Origin of the sequence: Gillisella terrae (assembly GCF_004801395.1) — a bacterium.
GTDB classification, from domain to species: Bacteria; Pseudomonadota; Alphaproteobacteria; order Rhizobiales; family Rhizobiaceae; genus Allorhizobium; species Allorhizobium terrae.
This window is the reverse complement of sequence record NZ_SSOA01000003.1, coordinates 211,946-230,548: the sequence shown is the minus strand read 5'-3', so window position 1 is coordinate 230,548 and position 18,603 is coordinate 211,946. Positions and strand designations below refer to the sequence as shown.

Genomic DNA, 18,603 nt, shown 5'->3' with positions numbered 1-18,603 from the left:
CTCTGATCATCAGAGATAGCTTACAAGGCTTAGTTTCTGCAGTCTCGATGTTAAGCTGTATGACGTTTCAATCAAAGACTTCAGGTTGTTGAGACGTGTTGATGCCTCGTAGACATCAACACCCGTAAGTTTGCCGAGCTGGGTCTCGATAATGTCTTTCTGCACGCCCAAAGAGGTATTCGCTTCTTTAACGCGCTGCTGCGACAACCCCAGCTTCGTGCGATCTTCATTAATGCCCGACACCGCTTTGCCCGAATATTCGACCGCTTTGTTAACCATGGCGGTGCGGGTTTCTGCGGAGAAATTGGACGCCAGTATCTCACTACCGACCACGGCCACCAGGCCGAGATAGCGAAAGCCATTGGTGTTGGCAGATGTCGAGCTTTGCACCGTCTCGGTCTTGCTGATCCGGCTTGTCATTGTATCATCCGAAGCGGCAGACCAGTTGGTGTTCCAGCCGGCACCGGTAAACATGGGCTCCAGCGTATTGGTCAAAAAGTTATTCATCGCGGCAGGCGTGATGGAGCTCACACCTGGATCTTCCGGATTCATACCAAATGTCGTGAAAAAGGCGTTTCTGAATGCCTGTTTGGCGGCAGATGGATTTCCGGCTGAATCCACGGCATTGTAGTCACTCATTGGCTTCACATCAGTATTGACGCCGGAGAACAGATATTCCCCGTTCACCGATGTGTTTGCCGCGGAAATAAACATGTCGAGCGCATCGTTCACGGACTTTTTCGCCGAGCTGAGTGTGATGCTCTCATAGCTATTGCCCAGACCAACCAGAGTCTGCTGAATGTTTTGTGCGGAGGTTGCGATCTGATTAAGCGCGCTCTGGGATGCATCAAGCCGCGTGTTCACGATTGAATTCGTGCTGATCAGCGATTGCAGCCTCAAGGAATCACTCGTCAAATCGACGGCATTTGATGTTGTTGCGCCCAAAGCCGTGCCGACATCTGCATATTTACCCGTCGTAACTTCTTTCTGCGCGTCGGACATCTGCTTTTGCGCATCAGCAATCGTGAGCCGCATAGCATTTTGAATTGTCAGACTGGATATGCTTGATGTCTTCATGACTTACGCGATCCCCAGGAGCGATTTCAGCATTTCATCAACGGTACTGATCAGTTTGGCTGATGCTTTATAAGATTGTTCAATATCCAGCATTTTCGACAATTCCTCGTCGAGGCTCACGCCGGTCTTATTCTGATAGGCCTCAGTGGCCCTTTGCGACAGTGCCGCTTTTGTCTCGTTGGCCGAATCCGCGGTTGAACGATAAGCCTCAAGCCAGCCAACGGAGCTTGCGGCATATTTGCCTACCGTAGCAGAACTTTCCAAACCAACCGTTGCATCAAAGCCGACCTTTGTATCAAAAGCCGCCACATAACCGTTAAGAAGAGTAGAATAACTGGCGGTATTGTCAGTATTCCATTTATACAATGCGCCATTGACACCGCCATCGCGCAATCGAACAGGATCTCCACCCTGCTCCTTCACATAAGCCGGATTGACAGCAAAGGTTGCCGAAATGCCTGGTTGAAGCGCGCCAGCCGGTGGCGTTGTTCCATTTTGCCAGGTAAACAAACCAGGCATGGGATTATTGCCCGTGGCTTTTTCTTTTTCAGAAAACATCGAAATCAGCGAACGGGATGTTTCATCCAATTGCTGCTCAAACTGAGGTGCAATCGTGTCGCGAATTTGCAGGTTTGCTGCCAATGAGCCTTGCGCAGATGTATTGCCACCAACGCCCGCCTTCAGAGGAACACCATCGATATAGACCGAGTTGCCCGCAATGCCAGCGCCGTAAGATCCCCGTGGATCGAAGGTTATTGAACGCGGAATTTTATCAAACAGCACAGTGCCTTCATTGGTGTAAAGGGCCATGTCGCCATTAGGGCGTTCGGTCTTTGACACGCCAACGAGCTTGGAAATATCCGAAACCAGCTTATCGCGACGATCAAGGGCATCATTTGGGTCTTCGCCCGCGGCCTTTGCCTTGATGACAGCTTCGTTCACCGTCATGAACTGCGACAGCAAATCATTTAGACTATCAACGCCACCCTTGATGTCCGTATCTGCCTGAACACGGATCTTGGCAATCCCCTGTGATGTCGCCGTAATCGAATTGGCGAGATCCTGAGCTGTACTCACAGCCGTCTGAGCAAGAGTTGTCTCACTCGGCTGCGCTGCGTAAGATTGCAGGGCCGTCTGGAGTTTGGAGATATAGGTGCTTGGTGCCAAGTCATAATCATTGCCACCAAGAAGGGCCTTTAACTGGTCAAGCCCCTTGTTGAGCGTCGCCTGGCCTTCGGCTGTAGACTGCCCCGTGAGCATTTGTTTTTGTAAAACAACATCCTCAGCGCGGATAATCTTGACCGTAGACCCACCCGTGGCGTTCACAACGGTGACAGCATCACGCTTTACATAGCCCACAGTTTGGGAATTGGAAATATTCTTGGACACCACCTGCGATTGGGTGCTGGAGTTGCCCAAAATTCCATTTGCCGTGTTCATAGTAGTCGAGAGCGTCATGATACTGCCTTTACATTGTAACGATTAACGCTTCAAACTGATAAGAGTATCCAACATATCAGCAGCCGTCTGGAACACCTTGGAGTTGGCGCTGTAGCTACGCTGAGATTGGATCATGTTTGTCAATTCGGAAGCAAGATCGACGTTGGATGCTTCAAGCGTTCTGGAATTGATGGTGCCGAAACTGCCAGTGTTGGCAAAGCCGACCACAACTGTTCCCGCAGCCGCCGTGACCTGATAAGCCGTACCACTCACAGACTTGAGATTGTCCGGGCTGGCCACATTGGCCATGGCCACCTTGTAAAGGCTCGAAACAACACCATCGGAACTCGTCGAGGTGATGCTCCCCTTATTGTCGATGCTAATGGTGCCGCCAGCACTGGCCTTGTTACCATTCAATGTGCCCTGCGAGCTGAACGAAATATTACTCTGGGTCATCGAGCTCAGATCGAGCGTAATTCCCAGTGTCGGTATAATATGCGTGTCCGAGAGCGTCAGAGTTTTCGGGCTGGCAGCATCAAGCTTCTGGGTTGCATCAAATTTGATGTCCTGATGCGCAACAGACAGCGTGCTGTAAGGGAAACCCGAGCCTGGCGTTGCATCAGAATTGCGGTAAACGTCAACGCTCCACTCATTGTTGGCCGTCTTCGTGTAGTAAATGTCGTACAGTACCGAGTTACCAAAGGCGTCGTACGCAACCATCGAACTTTTGTCCGTATAGGTTGATGTCGCAACGTTGTTCGATGGAGCATTGCCCGTGTGCACAGGCTTCGACGAGTTCAGGGTCGCCGAAATTGTACCTGCGGTGGTCGCTGTCGCAAGCCCCTTGTCCAGGTTAACCTTCACAGGTTGCAGGCCATCAAAACCGTTGATAACGGATGCTGGCTCACCATTGGCATAAGAGTAGCCCAAAAGGGTATAGCCAGCAGAGTTGACGAGATAACCCCTCGCATCCTGCTTGAAATCGCCGGCACGCGTCAGGAAAATGTCGCCCTGGTTGTTCTGAACCACAAAATATCCGTCACCCTTGATCGAAAGATCCGTGGCGGATGTCGTGGACAGGTAGGAACCTTGCTGCGAAATTGTCTGGGTGGTCGTGGTTTGCACGCCACCGGAATTGTAACTGCCTGATCCGGCAGAGCCAACAACAAGACTGGAAAACGCAGTTTCGACTCGCTTGTAGCCTGTTGTATCGGCGTTTGCGACGTTGTCGCCCACTGTACTCAATTTGCTGGACTGCGCCTGCAAACCAGATACGGCTGAATTCATACTGCCTGAAAGGCTCATGCCACGTCCCCAATTCGATCGTCGTGTGAGAAGATTATGAAATGGGCCTTGCGTGAAGCTGTTTCAGTGAACGCTTATGGCAAATTGAATGCAAGGCCAGAAATTTTGGCGGCGAACCGCCAAAATATTATTTCCAATCAATGGAGTAACCAAGGAAGCGCTTGGAATCGACAGGATCGAAACCGAGCTTCTTGCGCAGTTTTTTACGCAACTTGCTGATGTGGCTTTCAACCACATTTTCTTCAACTTCTTCGTCGAAGATGCCATAAATCGCATTGAAGATTTGCGATTTGGAAACACGACGTCCACGGTTGGTGACAAGATATTCCAGAATGCGACGCTCTCTGCGTGGCAAAGCAAAAATCTCACCATCAATTTCCGGGTCGCGCCCATCGGAATAGACGCGAATTGCGCCAATTTCCGAATAATTGGCCACAGCCTTCAACCGGCGCCGAATAGCCGCCGCCCGTGCCAGGATCTCTCTTGGATGCACTGGCTTGCGCACAACGTCATCCACGCCGCTGTCGAACAACGCAAGCGTTGCCTCCAACGAAGGATGATCGCTGACTGCAATCACCGGTGCTGTCGTGCGATCTCGAATGGCACGCGGAAGATCGGCTGTGCGATCTCCTTGACCAAGCAAAAATGCCTCGACTGCTGCAATGTCTGAATCAGCTGCAGATGCAACCCATTCGCCAAATTCAACCGGATCAAACCCGGTTGATGGTATGCCTTCACGTCCAAATAATGACGTGTAACCGTCTTTAACGAGCTCGCGCTCATCAACCACTACGATCATTCGTCCGCCTCCGAATCAGTGTGGTGTTTCTACACGTCAATGGGTACGAATCGCGGCTCTGAACGACAACTGTGGAAAGTTAATGATAGTTATTAATAGTTGCTTAACCTTTGAGGGGTGATTTGCACCACATCTTGTGTCACATGCTCAAACTCGGCACAATTTAGACATCAAAAAGGTTAACGGCAACGGTCAATGCATGACCAAAATCAGTGCCTGTCACGGTCCAAAATGCGTTTTATTTTTGTCATTTTTTCGACGGGCAATAGGCTTATGGTTGTGTTTGCTGACAACGCACCAACATATCGATGACGATGCATCCCGATTTGTCCGCCAGCACGGACGTTTTTCACTGACAAAATTGACGCGCACTCGCCGTCCAGTTGCCGTAACCAGTGGCAACCAGATTGCTGATAACCCGACACACATACTGCTTTTGAGCCGGATTATTGTTCGGCCCGGCATGATACCGTGCCACAGCCATGGTCCAGGTTTCGTGCCTCTTGTGCAGTTTTGAGAGAAACTCGGCGGCGTATTCCACGTTAAGTTTTGGATCAAACATCTCTTCCACTGAGCGAAAATTTTCGTGATGATAGAGGTAATTGATCTGCATACAACCTATATCAATCAGTTTTCCACCCATGTCTTTGGCAAGATGAAAGGTCCGCAAGGCCTCATTCAACGAGCCGGGAAAAAGTGGTAGCCCCTCGACATTGAGGGCATAGGGCTGGAGTGAGCCCTTGCGCCCCGTTTCTGTTAATCCAACAGAATAGAGGATGCCTTCGGGGATACCATATTTGATGGCTGCACGGCTGATTTCTCGCTCACAAAGCCCCGCAGGGGCCGCAGCAAAGCCTGCCTTAGAGGTAAAGCTGACCAGAGCCAGAACCGCTATTGCCTGCGCCAGACGCACCAGGAGACATTGCGTCATCGGCCATCCCTCCAGACGGTTGCCCAAAGTTATCAAATGATGCCCGGGTCTGCTGGCGATGGCCAGCATGATTTTGCCCATTGCTGTTCTGCTGTGCAAGGCTCTGATTGTTTGGCTGATTCTGGCTGTTGTTCTGCGCGGTGTCACTGCTCGATTTTTCCGGGCTGGCAATACTGATCTGAATCTGATCAACGCTCAGTCCTTGCGATTTGAGCGATTTGATCAAGTCGCCATGGTCCTCGTGCAGTTTACGATAGGCCGTTCCGTTCTCGACCACGAGGCTGACGGTGAGTTGACCATCCACCATCTTCAAATTCGCCGTGACCGTGCCAAGGCTTTCCGGTGTCATTTTGATTGTCAACGTATTCAGTGTCTTATCAGTTGTCAGCCTGTCCGGGATATCCACATCGCTTGCTGCGTGGCTGCGCAGGACAGACGACCACTCACTGTCGCCCGTCATGGTCGCGGCAATATTCGCGCCATTGCTGGTGCTCACCGGCGCAATGATCCGTCGGCTATCAACGACCTCGACCGTTTGCATCATGGCTGAATTTCGAAGAGTGGCAGAATCTGCGGCCTTCAATGAGTCACTTTCTTTGCCAACTCGATCGGGGCTGTCCGCTGTCACCATATGCAATGCATCCGCGGCACTGCTGCGCAATGTTGGTGTTGCCGCAGCTGTTGGCTGGGCTACATCATCCGAAGCCTTGCCAAGAACGGTATTGCCCACTTTTGCCTCAAGTCCGTCTTTCAGCTTTCCGCCAACAGTTTGCTTTGTCTGACCATCGGCTGCCGGTGTGATCTGCTGTGGCAGCACTGCGGTTTGCGTTGGAGCCGCCTGGACCAGCAAGGACAACACGTCCTGGGCACCCGGGATGGCATCCTTCTGAGAAAGCGCGGGTTTGGAGCCGTCGTCCGCATCCTTCGCCTCAGTTTTGGTGTTCGATGGCAATTTTACAGTCGGCTTCGCACCGTCCGCTCCAGCCATCACAGCTTCTACGACCTGCTCGGCCGCTGCACGCGCCGCAATTTGATTATTATCCTTGTCGCCCGGCTTTACCGGGGTCTTGTTCGCAGCGTCGTCTGTCGCATCCTTATTGACTGCATCCTTATTGATGGCGCTGGCATCATCAGTCTTCGTCATGGCTGCCACCAGCTCCGCAAGAGTGGTCGCAGCATCTTTGGCGGAACCGGCAACATCAGCCGTCTGCGCATCAACGTTCAACTGCGTTGTTTTCCCTGAAGCAACAGTATCATCACTCTTTTTATTCCAGGCGGCAGTGATGGTCAGCTTGGGGTTGTCTTCGCTCTTTGCGCGATCTTGGGCATCGCCCGCGGTGCGTGTAGCCTCCGCCTGCTGATCATCATCGTCCGAAGCGCGCTTTCCCCGCTCACGTGCTGCGGATGTACCCTCCAGCGCCGAGCGAAAGCCGCCGCTTGGGGCCGAGGACGGCTCCGTGCGCGAACCAGGGTAGGCTGTCGGAATGTCTGAAGCTTTTGGCGATGAAACGGTAACAGCCATAATTATTCTCCACCCCTGCGTTTTAAAAGGTTATCAATTTCATCAAGCTTGCTACGGCCATTGCTCAAGAAAGCGTCAAAGGCGGGATCCGGCTTTGGACTGTCCGTCACAACGGGTTGGCCCTGTAACTGGCGTTGTAACTGGCCTTGCTGGGGCGGTTGCGCCGCCGCCTGCACCTTAGAAGCCTGAGGTGCCGTGGGATCCTGCTGAACATCTGCTCCCGCACTGGGCGCAGATACCTCAGGCTTGGGTTCAGCAGGTGGTGCCTCCACAGCGGGTGCAGCCGTCGGCAAGGTCACAATGTCCTCCGCGACCTTGCGGGCTGCTGCGAGAAGTGCCTTGTCAGAATCTGAAAGCTCGCTTTCTTTCAGACCCTCAATTGTCTTGAGTGCGCTGCGCACATCTGTGGTTGGAATGAGCGCCAGACCACCATAGAGAAGCGCCTGTGGATCGGTTCCGCCGGGCAAGCCAGCCAAGGCCTGCGCACGGTCGGCCGCCAGCGCCGCAAGCTCCGGATTGCCGTTTATTGACGCGCGCCGCGCAATGCGCAAATAAATCTCGCGTTGTCGTGCCGGGTCCATTGTCGCCAGGGTTGCCAGAACATCCTGCTCGTCCATTTGCTTGAAATGGTCGACAATCAATTGCACCAGCATATCCGCAAACTGGTTTGCATAAGGCGAATGCAGAAAGCGGCGCGCATAACGATTGGCGTATTTCATCGCTTTTTGAACCTGACCAGTCTCGATGGCCAGAGAGAACGAGCGACGAAGCGCCGCCTCCTCCACAATCGTCCCCGGCGTCAATAGACGAGCCATATCATAAAATTTCAGCGCGCCAGCCGGGTCTTTCACCAAGGTCACATTGCCTGCAACAAGCGCAAGATAAGCACCAATCCGCGTATTCTTGTAGATTCCGACCATATCGGCCAGAGTATTGGTAATAAGAACCCCTTTACCGCTGAGGTATTTGCGCAAGACTTCCGTGACGCGATTGTCAAAATGACCATCAACGTCGCGCGATACAAGGTATTCCAGTGTCGCGGGATTGCCACCGCTCATGGTGTAAATCAGCGCCGCATCCACATTGCGCGGATCCCGGAACTCGGACGGGTCAGCAGCGCGGAGCCTCTTGTCAATCTTTGCAAGAACAAACCGCTGCATGTCAGCCGCAGAGTGATCTCCCATGACCACAGAATCCTGCACAAACTGCAACGACCGCACCATGAGATAGGGCGGTAGATTGTCGCTACCGGCCGCCTGGTCAGCAGCCATGACGCTGACAGCATTCAGCACCATGGCAACGCCACACAATAGCAACTTCGATAGCCGGAATGGGCTGAAGATCCTCACCTTACTTCTGATCCCCCTGCACGAGGATCTCGATACGGCGGTTTGCGGCCGCATAAGGATCATCCGGCTTCAACAGACGACGATCGGCAAAGCCAGACACCTGCGTAATCCGCTGCTCATTCAACCCGCCGCGCACCAGCATGTAATAGGCCGCATGCGCACGCGCCATGGAGAGACCCCAGTTGTCATTATCGGGGCCCTTGTACGGCCGGCCATCCGTATGGCCTCGAATAAGAACCGCACCCTTGCGCTCAGCCAGCAACTTTCCGATCTTTTCCATCGCCAGCACCATTTCTTTGCTTGGCACGGCAGAGCCAATGTTGAACATCTGATCATCATTTTGATCGCTCAACGTCACCAGCAAACCACCTTCGGCAGGGGTTACGATCAACCCTTCCGCAAGCTTGCCCACAACGCCCGTCATCTGCTGCACAATTTGCTCTTTCAGCTCATCGGCCTGCTTTTGCTCATCCGCCTTCTTGGCTTCATCCTGGGCCTGTTGCGCTTTGCTATCAGGACGCGGTTTGGGCGTGACAAGAGCGGCCTGCTGCTCGTTGCCTTTCACCGCCTGCTTGTCATTGGCGTTTTGCGCACTCACGTCAGCAGCACTGGAGACGGCGGTTTTGGCATTTGGATCGGACGCCACATCGGGGTTCTTTTCAACCATGGTGACATCGGAAGGCGTCTGCTTTCCGGGCTTGGCATCAACCGTCTGGCGCTGCTGGCTCCAGAAATCCGGATCAAATGGATCGCGATAGGCCTCACCGCCAGAGGCACCGGTTGATGGGCCGGAATCACTGGCACCACCCTCGCCCTTCGCGCTGACATTGGCCTGCTGGCCAACTTCCTGCGCAATTTCTGCAAGAACCGAATAGGGATTTTCAAACAGATCCGCTTCAGAATAAACCGGCTTGTCACCCGATGTGGAGGTCATGTCTTCGCCGGTCGCCGCAGCCTTGCCCAGCTGCGCCTCATCTGCCTTGATTTTAGAGCGTTGCTTTTGCTCTTCACCTTCCGCTTGATCAACCGGCTTTTTCTTGCCCTGTTGTGAAGGCTTCTCATCAGACAGCTTGATCGGGTTAAAATAACTGGCCACTGAGGCTTTCGTGGCCTCGTTCGAGGCATTGACCAGCCACATCACCAGAAAGAAGGCCATCATCGCCGTCATAAAGTCAGCGTAGGCAATTTTCCAAGCGCCACCATGCGCACCATCATGATCACCGCCGCCATGACGCTTGATGATGATGACTTCGTTTTTACCGTGGTGATGATTTTCTGCGTCGCTCATGCCAGAACTTTCTTCAGGCTCGCAGTCCAAGCCGAAATACGTGTAACAAGCGCGGCGTCTTGCACGTCAACTGTCAAATCCAGATCATGCGCATCGATGTGGCGCAAAAGACCTTCGTGGCCGTCCATCTGCATTCTCAGGCGTTCAAACAGCGCTTCAGGACCGCGCACCGTGACGACGCTGGCCTCCCCCTCAAGAATGGCTTCCTTCAACAGTGTCGAAAGATCGTGCAGGGCCGTCTCAATCAGCGATTCCTCCAAAAAGGGCGCAACAGCCGTCACCGCCTGCTCACCAACGGTCTCGGCGATGGCGGTTGCTATTTTTTCCAGCCCTTCGGCAATCACCTGTGCAAGAGCTGCCTGATGTGCCTCTTCTTTTTCTTGAAGCTGTTGTGCATATCTCGCTTCAATCTCGGCGATCTCTTCAGCGTGTTGCGCAGAAAGCTGCTCTGATGCGGCGTTGAATCCTTCAGAATAGGCCTGTTTGCGCTCGGCCTCCAGATCGACCGGATCTGGTTGCGGCAGTTCAAGCGTTGGCCCGTCATCCAGACCAAAGGGATCTGCGTCAAAACCCATAGCGTCAGAGACAAGCATGCTCGGCTTGGGCGAAGAGAAATCCTTCAAATAGTGGGCCAGCGGCATACTCATTGTCATTTCTCCTGCCAACAGCGCAAAGTGCCAATTGCGACACCCCAAAACGCTGCAACGCTCTCTTACCTACAACGCCGCACACTGCGCATGACGCACAAAGGCTGCTGTAAAACTTCAAATCCACTGCTTCATTCTGAAATCCATCGCGACTTCAGGATAGACAGTAGGCGCATTATCGCTCTGACGTGCGATGAACCTCACAAGCCGAACAAAAACGTCATTTGCTTCGCTCGACGTTAGGAGGTCAAACTTGCGCGAGGATTTTCGAGCAGCCCAAAATCTCTATTATTCTACCAGTAAGCCTGGTTTTTGAAACAATGTTGTCGCTCTTACTGGCTTCAAATCAGGCGACTATGCCATTCCTGCGCGGTGCAACAGATTGAGCCGATAACGCAACGGATTGCAGCGCCTCAGCATTACAGCGCCTCTCACCATATATGGCGCGCAAAGGACGCTGTAACACTTCTAGAGTCTGTCAGGTTCAGATTGAACCAGACAGACTCTAAACTTCTTTGTTTGAGTTTGTCTATTCGGGAAAACCGGATTCCACTTTTCCCTGACAAACTCTAATCTTCTGCATAATTCCTGAAATCTACTCCGATTTCAGGAATTATGCAGCAGTATAAAAGGCGTTGGACCGCGCAAGGGCAGTGCGCGGTCCAACAGTTCCACCTAATGCCGATGACCGGCGGCACGGTAGAGGAAAAGATTCAACTCCGGCCGGTTGTCCTCGCCTTTTACTTGAACAGCGTGAGAATAGTCTGCGCGTTGGTATTGGCGATGGAGAGAGACTGAATGCCCAGCTGCTGCTGTGTCTGAAGCGCCTTGATCTTGGTGGACTCCTCATTCATGTCCGCATCCACCAGACGGCCGACGCCCTTATCAATCGTATCGCTCAGGTTTTTGACGAAGCTGTCCTGCAACTGAATACGACTGGTGATTGCACCGAGGGTCGATGCCGAATCGGTGAGGGTTTGCAGCATGGTGTCGACAGCTGAAATCATACCGTCCAGGTTGGCATTGGTTGTAGTGCTCGAAATTTCAATTAACGTACCAGTGGCTGTCGTCGCCGACCCGACCTTGAGCAGATAATATGTGCCGGTTGTGGTGGTCGTCCCGGACGCCCAGGTGGCAACAGTGCCCTTGGTCAGAATACCACGGCTGACATCGTTGGTGTCGATCAGGGTCGAGCTGGAGCTATCATATTTCAAGGTGGTAACCGAAACGGTACCATCACTGGCACGGTTGAACGAGCCAACCATTTCCTTCGTGCCGGGGGCTGCCGTGGATGCGTTGTACAACCAGTTCTCGCCCGAGAAAGACGCTGATTCAGCAATCGACTGAAGCTGGTTTTTCAGCTCGGCAATTTCCTTATTGATCTTGTTTTTATCGACGCCCGGCTCGCGCGCCGCCACGAGCTTGGACTTGATCGAGCTGATGACATCAACAGATGATTGAAGACCCGTGTAAGCTGTGTCCGCCTTCGATGCTGCAAGCCCCAGCGCGTCCTGAACTGTCGCCAGCGCCTTATTGTCTGAGCGCATCGTCGTTGCAATCGACCAATAGGCGGCATTGTCGGATGCATTTGCCACTTTATAGCCAGAGGAAATCCTCGCCTGCGTGGTCTGCATATTGTCGTCGATGGAACGGAGAGTCTGCAAAGCCGCCATTGCGGCTGTATTGGTCATGATACTGGTCATAGAGTGCCCCAAGTCGTTTAAGGGACATACCGGATTTCAAAATTTACCGGCAACATTGGTTTGCATCATGCACGTCGACCACATTTTTGCCCTGGTGGCCAACCCAACATTATTTACGTATTATTAATCATTAAATGGTTAACGAATGGTTAACGGCATTATTGATTTCTTAACCACTATAAACAAAATCCTAATTTTTCAAGCGCTAGCCGGCAAAAAACAAAAAAAAGCCGTAGCGATCGCCACGGCTTTTTAATGTCAAACAAATATGGGTGCTTTTTAGAGCAGGTCTTGCCTTACTTGAAGAGCGACAGCAGGTTCTGCGAGTTGGAATTGGCAATCGACAAGGACTGAATGCCCAGCTGCTGCTGCGTCTGCAATGCCTTCAGCTTGGTTGATTCCTCGTTCATGTCGGCATCTACCAGACGACCAACACCCGTCGTGATCGTGTCGCTCAGGTTCTTGATAAAGCTGTCCTGAAGCTTGAGACGTGATGTGGTCGCACCAATCGTTGCACCCGCATCCGTCATTGTCTGCAACATCTTATCGATAGAAGCGACCATACCATCAATTGCGGCGGCAGTGGTGGCGGTTGACAGCGCGATTTCGGTACCTGTACCGGTACCAGCCGTGGACTGGATCAGGTAGTAGGTGCCGGTTGTTGTGGTGGTGCCGCTTGCATATGTTGCAGTCGTACCAGCTGTGAGCAGGCCGCCAGCCGCAGCCTTGTCGTTGATCAGCATCGACTTCGATGTGTCGAAGGTGATCGTCTTGATCGAAACGTTGCCATCGCTGCCACGAACGAAGGAGCCAATCATTTCTTGGGTTGTGCCAGCAGTGTTGCTGTTGTCATACAGCCAGTTTTCGCCGTTGAACGATGCAGACTTGGAAATAGAGGCCAGCTGGTTCTTCAGCTCAACGATTTCCTTGTTGATCTTGCCTTTATCTACACCTGGTTCGCGGGCTGCAACCAGCTTGGCCTTGATGTCGGTAACAACATCGATCGCGGCTTTCATACCGGTGTAGGCAGTATCGGTCTTGGCAGCACCGAGACCAATCGCGTCCTGAACAGCACTAAGGGCCTTGTTGTCAGAACGCATGGTGGTCGCAATCGACCAGTAAGCTGCGTTATCGGAGGCCTTTTCGACCTTGAAACCAGACGAGATCCGGCCCTGCGTCATGTCCATATCGGCCGCAATCGAACGCATGGTGGAGAGCGCTGCAATTGCGGAATTGTTCGTCATCAGACTTGCCATAAGATTTGCCCCTTAAGGTCGTGAAATTGGAAGGGACAGACCGGATCGGTACCGGTAACATTGGTCAGCTTCATGCCCGCCGTGATCGTGCTTGTTTGATCGGCCCAATGCTTTTGTGAGGCCAGAAAATACTATTATGGTTAACAAACGCTAAACGCAGGAAAGCAACGTTAAGAGATTAACGAAAATAAAATACGAAATATAATTAAACTTCTGATTTTAAAAGGAATTTAAATCAACAAACTCAAAAAAATATGGACGCCAAAAATCTTCTACGCTCAAAAATGGGGCCGAAAAAATGAACAATCAATAACCAAGGCATGTCCGGCGGAGGCGCTTTTTCCATCTGGAGGTTCATTGATTCTTTATCCAGCGGTCATACCGTCAGACCGATATCGCCATTTCGACACAAGACAAGCCACAACCTACACCAGAGGTGGAGGTTTGAAACGCTGCGCTTGAACCGCCAGAAGCGGTTTTGCTATGTGTTAGTAGCTACGGTTAAGCAGGTCGGCAGAGTCGGAAGCGTTGTCGACCTTTTCTTGATTACGGATATAGCGTCTGACGAACTGCTTATTGTAGACCGTCGTGGACAAAAAATATCCCCGCGCCCAAAAATGATAGCCTTTATAGCGGCGTTTACGTGCGTACTTGTTGGCCACGGAGATCGCCGTCTTGCCCTTCAAAAAGCCCACAATATGGGACACCGAGTACTTCAGCGGGATCGATATCAGCATGTGTACATGGTCGGGCATCAGGCAGCCTTCCTCATTCCGGCAACCCTTCTGTCGAGCAAGAGTATGCAACAGGTCGCCTAATTCTCGCCGCACGTCCGCGTAAAGGCGTTTCGTGCGATACTTACTCGCAAAAACCACATGGCATTTGGAGTCTCACGTCGCGTGTGTTTGAGATCCTTCGTCCATAAAACCTCTGTTCTACGTCTCGGCCAATCTACTGCATAATTCCTTAAATCGGAATCGATTTAAGGTGAAAATTATGCAGCAGATTTAAAGTGTTACAGCGTCCTTTGTGCGCCATATTTGGCGCACGGCGCTGTAACGGTCCAAGCGTGGAGGCGCTCTCAACTACCATGTAGAACACGTCCAGTCCTCCACCGAAGGCGGAGGTTTATTTACTTCATAACAAAAAAGGCCACGCTGACGCGTGACCTTTCTAACCTCATGGAAGCAACTCAGCCGATTAACGGAAGAGCGACAGCAGGTTCTGCGAGTTGGAATTGGCAATCGACAAGGACTGAATGCCCAGCTGCTGCTGCGTCTGCAATGCCTTCAGCTTGGTTGATTCCTCGTTCATGTCGGCATCCACCAGACGACCAACACCTGTCGTGATCGTGTCGCTCAGGTTCTTGATAAAGCTGTCCTGAAGCTTGAGACGTGATGTGGTCGCACCAATCGTTGCACCCGCGTCCGTCATGCTCTGCAACATCTTGTCGATAGAAGCGACCATACCGTCGATGGTGTTGTTCGTTGTGGTTGTCGTCAGGGTGATTTCGGTGCCTGTACCGGTACCAGCCGTGGACTTGATCAGGTAGTAGGTGCCGGTTGTTGTGGTGGTGCCGCTTGCATATGTTGCAGTCGTACCTGCTGTGAGCAGGCCGCCAGCCGAAGCCTTGTCGTTGATCAGCATCGACTTGGATGTGTCGAAGGTGATCGTCTTGACCGAAACGTTGCCATCGCTGCCACGAACGAACGAACCAACCATTTCCTGAGTTGTGCCAGCAGTGTTGCTGTTGTCATACAACCAGTTTTCGCCGTTAAACGAAGCAGACTTGGCGATTGAACCGAGCTGGTTCTTCAGCTCTGTCAGTTCCTTGTTGATCTTGTCTTTATCAACGCCTGGTTCGCGGGCTGCAACCAGCTTGGCCTTGATGTCGGTGACAACATCAATCGCGGCTTTCATACCGGTGTAGGCAGTATCGGTCTTGGCAGCACCGAGACCAATCGCGTCCTGAACAGCGCCGAGGGCCTTGTTGTCAGAACGCATGGTGGTTGCAATCGACCAGTAAGCTGCGTTGTCAGAAGCCTTTTCGACCTTATAGCCCGAGGAAATCGCGCTCTGCGTCTTATCCATATCCTCAGCGATAGAACGCATTGTCGAGAGTGCAGCAATAGCTGAATTATTCGTCATAATACTTGTCATAGGACTTGCCCCTTTGATGTGACAAAAAACTGAAGGGACATTCCGGGCTCGCTCCCCCGGTGAACGACATGTTGCGTCATGCTATTAACTAATAATTAAAAAAGTTAACCTGCCGTTCTGATGAGCCTAATAAACACCAGGATGGTTAAATTTCTATTTACACCAACAGGTTTAGGAAAAATATTATAAATTAAGGAAAAATAAACTTAAATTAATTTTAAGTTATTCAACAAAAAGAGTACGGCCGGACAAATATCCGGCCGTATCATTTACGTTATACTGAACACTTATCCTATTAACGGAAAAGTGACAGGATGTTCTGGCTGCTGGAATTGGCAATCGAGAGTGCCTGAATGCCCAACTGTTGCTGTGTCTGGAGAGCCTTCAGCTTGGTCGATTCTTCATTCATGTCAGCGTCAACGAGTTTACCGACGCCAACTTGAATCGTATCCATCAGATTCTTGGCAAAATTTGACTGCGTATCGATACGGCTCTTGGTTGCACCAATCGTTGCAGCCGCATCCGTCATGTTCGACAACATCTTGTCAACGGAAGCAACCATGCCATCAATTGTTGCGCTGGTGGTCGTGGACGACAGCGAAATTTCGGTACCTGTACCGCTACCAGCCGTGGACTTGACCAGGTAGTAGGTGCCGGTTGTTGTGGTGGTGCCGCTTGCATATGTTGCAGTCGTACCAGCTGTGAGCAAGCCGCCAGCCGCAGCCTTGTCGTTGATCAGCATCGACTTCGATGTGTCGAAGGTGATCGTCTTGACCGATACGTTGCCGTCATTGCCACGAACGAAGGAGCCAACCATTTCCTGAGTTGTGCCAGCAGTGTTGCTGTTGTCATACAGCCAGTTTTCGCCGTTGAACGAGGAAGACTTGGCGATCGAGCCGAGCTGGTTCTTCAGCTCTGTCAGTTCCTTGTTGATCTTGTCTTTATCAACGCCTGGTTCGCGGGCTGCAACCAGCTTGGACTTGATGGTGCTGACAACATCAATCGCGGCATTCATACCGGTGTAAGCTGTGTCGGTCTTGGCAGAACCCATGCCGAGCGCGTCCTGAACGGCGGACATCGCTTTGCTGTCAGAACGCATGGTGGTCGCAATCGACCAATAAGCTGCATTGTCCGACGAGTCCTTCACCTTGTAGCCAGATGAAATGGCGTTCTGCGTCTTATCCAGGCTGTCGTTGATAGAGCGCAATGTTGCAAGAGCGCCGATAGCCGAATTGTTTGTCATGATACTTGTCATGATATCTGTCCCTTAGGTTACGAGATATTAAAGAGGGACATGTCGGACTTGTATACCGACAGAAGCGATCGACATCATGTCAGTTAATCTGAGTGTATATTAACTCGCCTCTGAGGATGACAAAACCACGCGGCGGTTTAAGACCAACTGAATAAAACTAGTTAAGAAACCCTTAAAAGCCTTTAAAGCCCTCGTTTAAGGGATAACAAGAGGAGTTACCATTGCTTATGGTTTACAAAACATTGAAAATTTGACTATTTTTGCGATGCGAGTGATCAGTATGACGCAAGCAACCGCGACGTCGGAATAACTCAGACGTAAGGTTGTGCTTTAACGATATTGGAACAGAGGAAGCTCGCCAGCAACGGCTGGCACTCCGCAGCCTCACAAAAAAACGCGAGGACCGGCTTTGCTCAGGCATGACAATGAAACTATGGGAATCAAGCCCCTTCACGTCAGAAGCACTTGCAACGCTATACGGCGTTGCGCACCATATTTCACGCGCAACGCTCACCTTTGCCTGAGCGATCAGTCAATGAAACGAGCGCACCAGGCTGCCGACGAGCAGGTTCCAGCCATCAATCAGCACGAAGAACAGGATTTTAAAGGGCAGAGAGATAGAGGTTGGCGGCAGCATCATCATGCCCATCGCCATAGTGATGGTTGATACGATCATATCAATCACCAGAAATGGCAGAATGATCAGAAAGCCAATTTCGAACCCTCTGCGGATCTCTGACAGCATGAAGGCGGGGATCAGCACGCGATAATCAACTTTGCCGTCCACCACCGGGTTTTGGTTACGCTCATTGGCAAGATCAACAAACAGCCGCAGATCTTTGTCACGGGTGTTTGCGGTCATGAACGTGCGAAAAGGCTCTGCCATTTTCGGCACAGCCTGCGTTTCCGTCAGTTGATTATCCAGCAAGGGTTTAACACCCTCTCGCCAGGACTGGTCCATGGTCGGCGACATGACGTAAAAAGTCATGAAAAGAGCTAGGCTCGTCAAGATCATGTTGGAAGGCGTGCTGGCCAACCCCATGCCCGATCGCAAAATCGAAAAAGCGATGATGAACCGTGGAAAGCTCGTCACCATGATCAGAATACCGGGCGCGATCGATAGAACCGTCAGCAGCCCAAACGTGCGAATGATCCATGATGCGGCAGAGCCATCCACGGGACCACCGAAAAGGTTTCCCGGAAACTGCTGCGCCTGCGCCAGTTCTGGCACAGCAAGCATCGCAGCAATCAGAATAAGATATCGAATCATTGTATGACAAAGGTCCTGAACATAACCCTCGATACCCGGCCTTCCGAGCGGAGGTCTGCGCGCTCTTGCAAGTCATCCTTCAAATAATTGAAGCCACGAGGCCCTTCAATCTGTTGCAAGCTCACTGTGCGCATATAGGTCATGATGTCCTGCTGGATGTCTTCCGCAAGTTTTACATCTGTCGGACCATTAAACACAAGGGCAACTTCCATTCTCACCCAGCTATTCGAGGGATAAGCAAGATTGGTGGTGATTGGATCCAGCTGCACAATGCCATTTTCCGCGGCCGGAATCGTTGGGATTGCACCCTTGTCCTTCTCGCCTTCCTTGCCACCCTCTTTTTTTGCAGCCTCTGCCGCTGCTTTTTCCTGAATTTCGTTTGCTGTTTTGATCTTCGGAGCCACCATGGTTCCCACCAGCCAGCCTCCGCCTGCCCCGACCACTGTCAAACCCAGCAGCGCCGCAATCAGCAAAACAGGAGACGCCTTTTTCTTTGGGCCTTCCAAGGCTAAAGGATCAACCATCACATTTTCCTGTCTCTGATGTGCTATGATGGCTCTGCGTGCTCCACACAGCACCCCGCCACACGGTGGTTCTAATT

General features: G+C 51.8%; 16 protein-coding genes. All 16 read right to left on the bottom strand.

All coding sequences use genetic code 11. The annotated features are described in order from the left end of the window. Positions 1 to 9: 9 nt before the first annotated feature. On the bottom strand, positions 10 to 1,077 hold the full coding sequence (locus E6C51_RS08315) for a flagellar hook-associated family protein (RefSeq protein ID WP_146931829.1): 1,068 nt from the start codon (positions 1,075 to 1,077) through the stop codon (positions 10 to 12). A 3-nt stretch (positions 1,078 to 1,080) separates the two neighbouring features. Further along, complete coding sequence (gene flgK / locus E6C51_RS08310; RefSeq protein WP_146931832.1) at positions 1,081 to 2,535, bottom strand: flagellar hook-associated protein FlgK; 1,455 nt, start codon at positions 2,533 to 2,535, stop codon at positions 1,081 to 1,083. Positions 2,536 to 2,559: 24 nt separating this feature from the next. Then, on the bottom strand, positions 2,560 to 3,822 hold the full coding sequence (locus E6C51_RS08305) for a flagellar hook protein FlgE (RefSeq protein ID WP_146931835.1): 1,263 nt from the start codon (positions 3,820 to 3,822) through the stop codon (positions 2,560 to 2,562). 127 nt (positions 3,823 to 3,949) lie between these two features. After that, positions 3,950 to 4,621 carry a transcriptional activator Rem gene (rem, locus tag E6C51_RS08300; protein WP_146931838.1) on the bottom strand — a complete coding sequence of 224 codons (672 nt, stop codon included), beginning with the start codon at positions 4,619 to 4,621 and terminating at the stop codon, positions 3,950 to 3,952. 349 nt (positions 4,622 to 4,970) lie between these two features. Continuing rightward, a complete protein-coding gene (locus E6C51_RS08295; protein WP_190235632.1) occupies positions 4,971 to 5,552 on the bottom strand; it encodes a transglycosylase SLT domain-containing protein in 582 nt (193 codons plus the stop codon). Next, positions 5,482 to 7,074, bottom strand: a complete 1,593-nt coding sequence (gene fliK / locus E6C51_RS08290) for a flagellar hook-length control protein FliK (protein WP_190235631.1) — start codon at positions 7,072 to 7,074, stop codon at positions 5,482 to 5,484. Before fliK ends, E6C51_RS08295 begins: the two co-directional genes overlap by 71 nt. 2 nt (positions 7,075 to 7,076) lie before the next feature. Further along, positions 7,077 to 8,369, bottom strand: a complete 1,293-nt coding sequence (gene motC, locus E6C51_RS08285) for a chemotaxis protein MotC (RefSeq protein WP_230987126.1) — start codon at positions 8,367 to 8,369, stop codon at positions 7,077 to 7,079. A 55-nt stretch (positions 8,370 to 8,424) separates the two neighbouring features. Further along, positions 8,425 to 9,711: a MotB family protein gene (locus E6C51_RS08280; RefSeq protein WP_190235630.1), complete on the bottom strand. Its 1,287-nt coding sequence runs from the start codon at positions 9,709 to 9,711 to the stop codon at positions 8,425 to 8,427. Next, positions 9,708 to 10,358, bottom strand: coding sequence for a GTPase (locus tag E6C51_RS08275; protein WP_146931853.1), 651 nt, complete (start codon positions 10,356 to 10,358; stop codon positions 9,708 to 9,710). Before E6C51_RS08275 ends, E6C51_RS08280 begins: the two co-directional genes overlap by 4 nt. 740 nt (positions 10,359 to 11,098) lie before the next feature. Continuing rightward, positions 11,099 to 12,061 (bottom strand): flagellin N-terminal helical domain-containing protein, encoded by a 963-nt coding sequence (locus E6C51_RS08270; protein ID WP_146931855.1) that lies wholly within the window; start codon positions 12,059 to 12,061, stop codon positions 11,099 to 11,101. A gap of 296 nt (positions 12,062 to 12,357) precedes the next feature. After that, positions 12,358 to 13,317 (bottom strand): flagellin N-terminal helical domain-containing protein, encoded by a 960-nt coding sequence (locus E6C51_RS08265; protein WP_146931857.1) that lies wholly within the window; start codon positions 13,315 to 13,317, stop codon positions 12,358 to 12,360. A gap of 488 nt (positions 13,318 to 13,805) precedes the next feature. Further along, positions 13,806 to 14,192, bottom strand: coding sequence for an IS200/IS605 family transposase (gene tnpA / locus E6C51_RS08260; protein ID WP_190235629.1), 387 nt, complete (start codon positions 14,190 to 14,192; stop codon positions 13,806 to 13,808). Positions 14,193 to 14,517: 325 nt separating this feature from the next. Further along, the gene (locus E6C51_RS08255; RefSeq protein ID WP_146931859.1) at positions 14,518 to 15,477 is read right to left on the bottom strand and encodes a flagellin N-terminal helical domain-containing protein; all 960 of its coding nucleotides are present in this window, start codon (positions 15,475 to 15,477) and stop codon (positions 14,518 to 14,520) included. Positions 15,478 to 15,772: 295 nt separating this feature from the next. After that, positions 15,773 to 16,732 (bottom strand): flagellin N-terminal helical domain-containing protein, encoded by a 960-nt coding sequence (locus E6C51_RS08250; RefSeq protein ID WP_146931861.1) that lies wholly within the window; start codon positions 16,730 to 16,732, stop codon positions 15,773 to 15,775. Between the two features lie 532 nt (positions 16,733 to 17,264). Next, positions 17,265 to 18,002: a flagellar type III secretion system pore protein FliP gene (gene fliP / locus E6C51_RS08245; protein ID WP_190235628.1), complete on the bottom strand. Its 738-nt coding sequence runs from the start codon at positions 18,000 to 18,002 to the stop codon at positions 17,265 to 17,267. After that, the gene (locus E6C51_RS08240) at positions 17,999 to 18,526 is read right to left on the bottom strand and encodes a flagellar basal body-associated FliL family protein (protein WP_146931865.1); all 528 of its coding nucleotides are present in this window, start codon (positions 18,524 to 18,526) and stop codon (positions 17,999 to 18,001) included. Before E6C51_RS08240 ends, fliP begins: the two co-directional genes overlap by 4 nt. Positions 18,527 to 18,603: the final 77 nt, after the last annotated feature.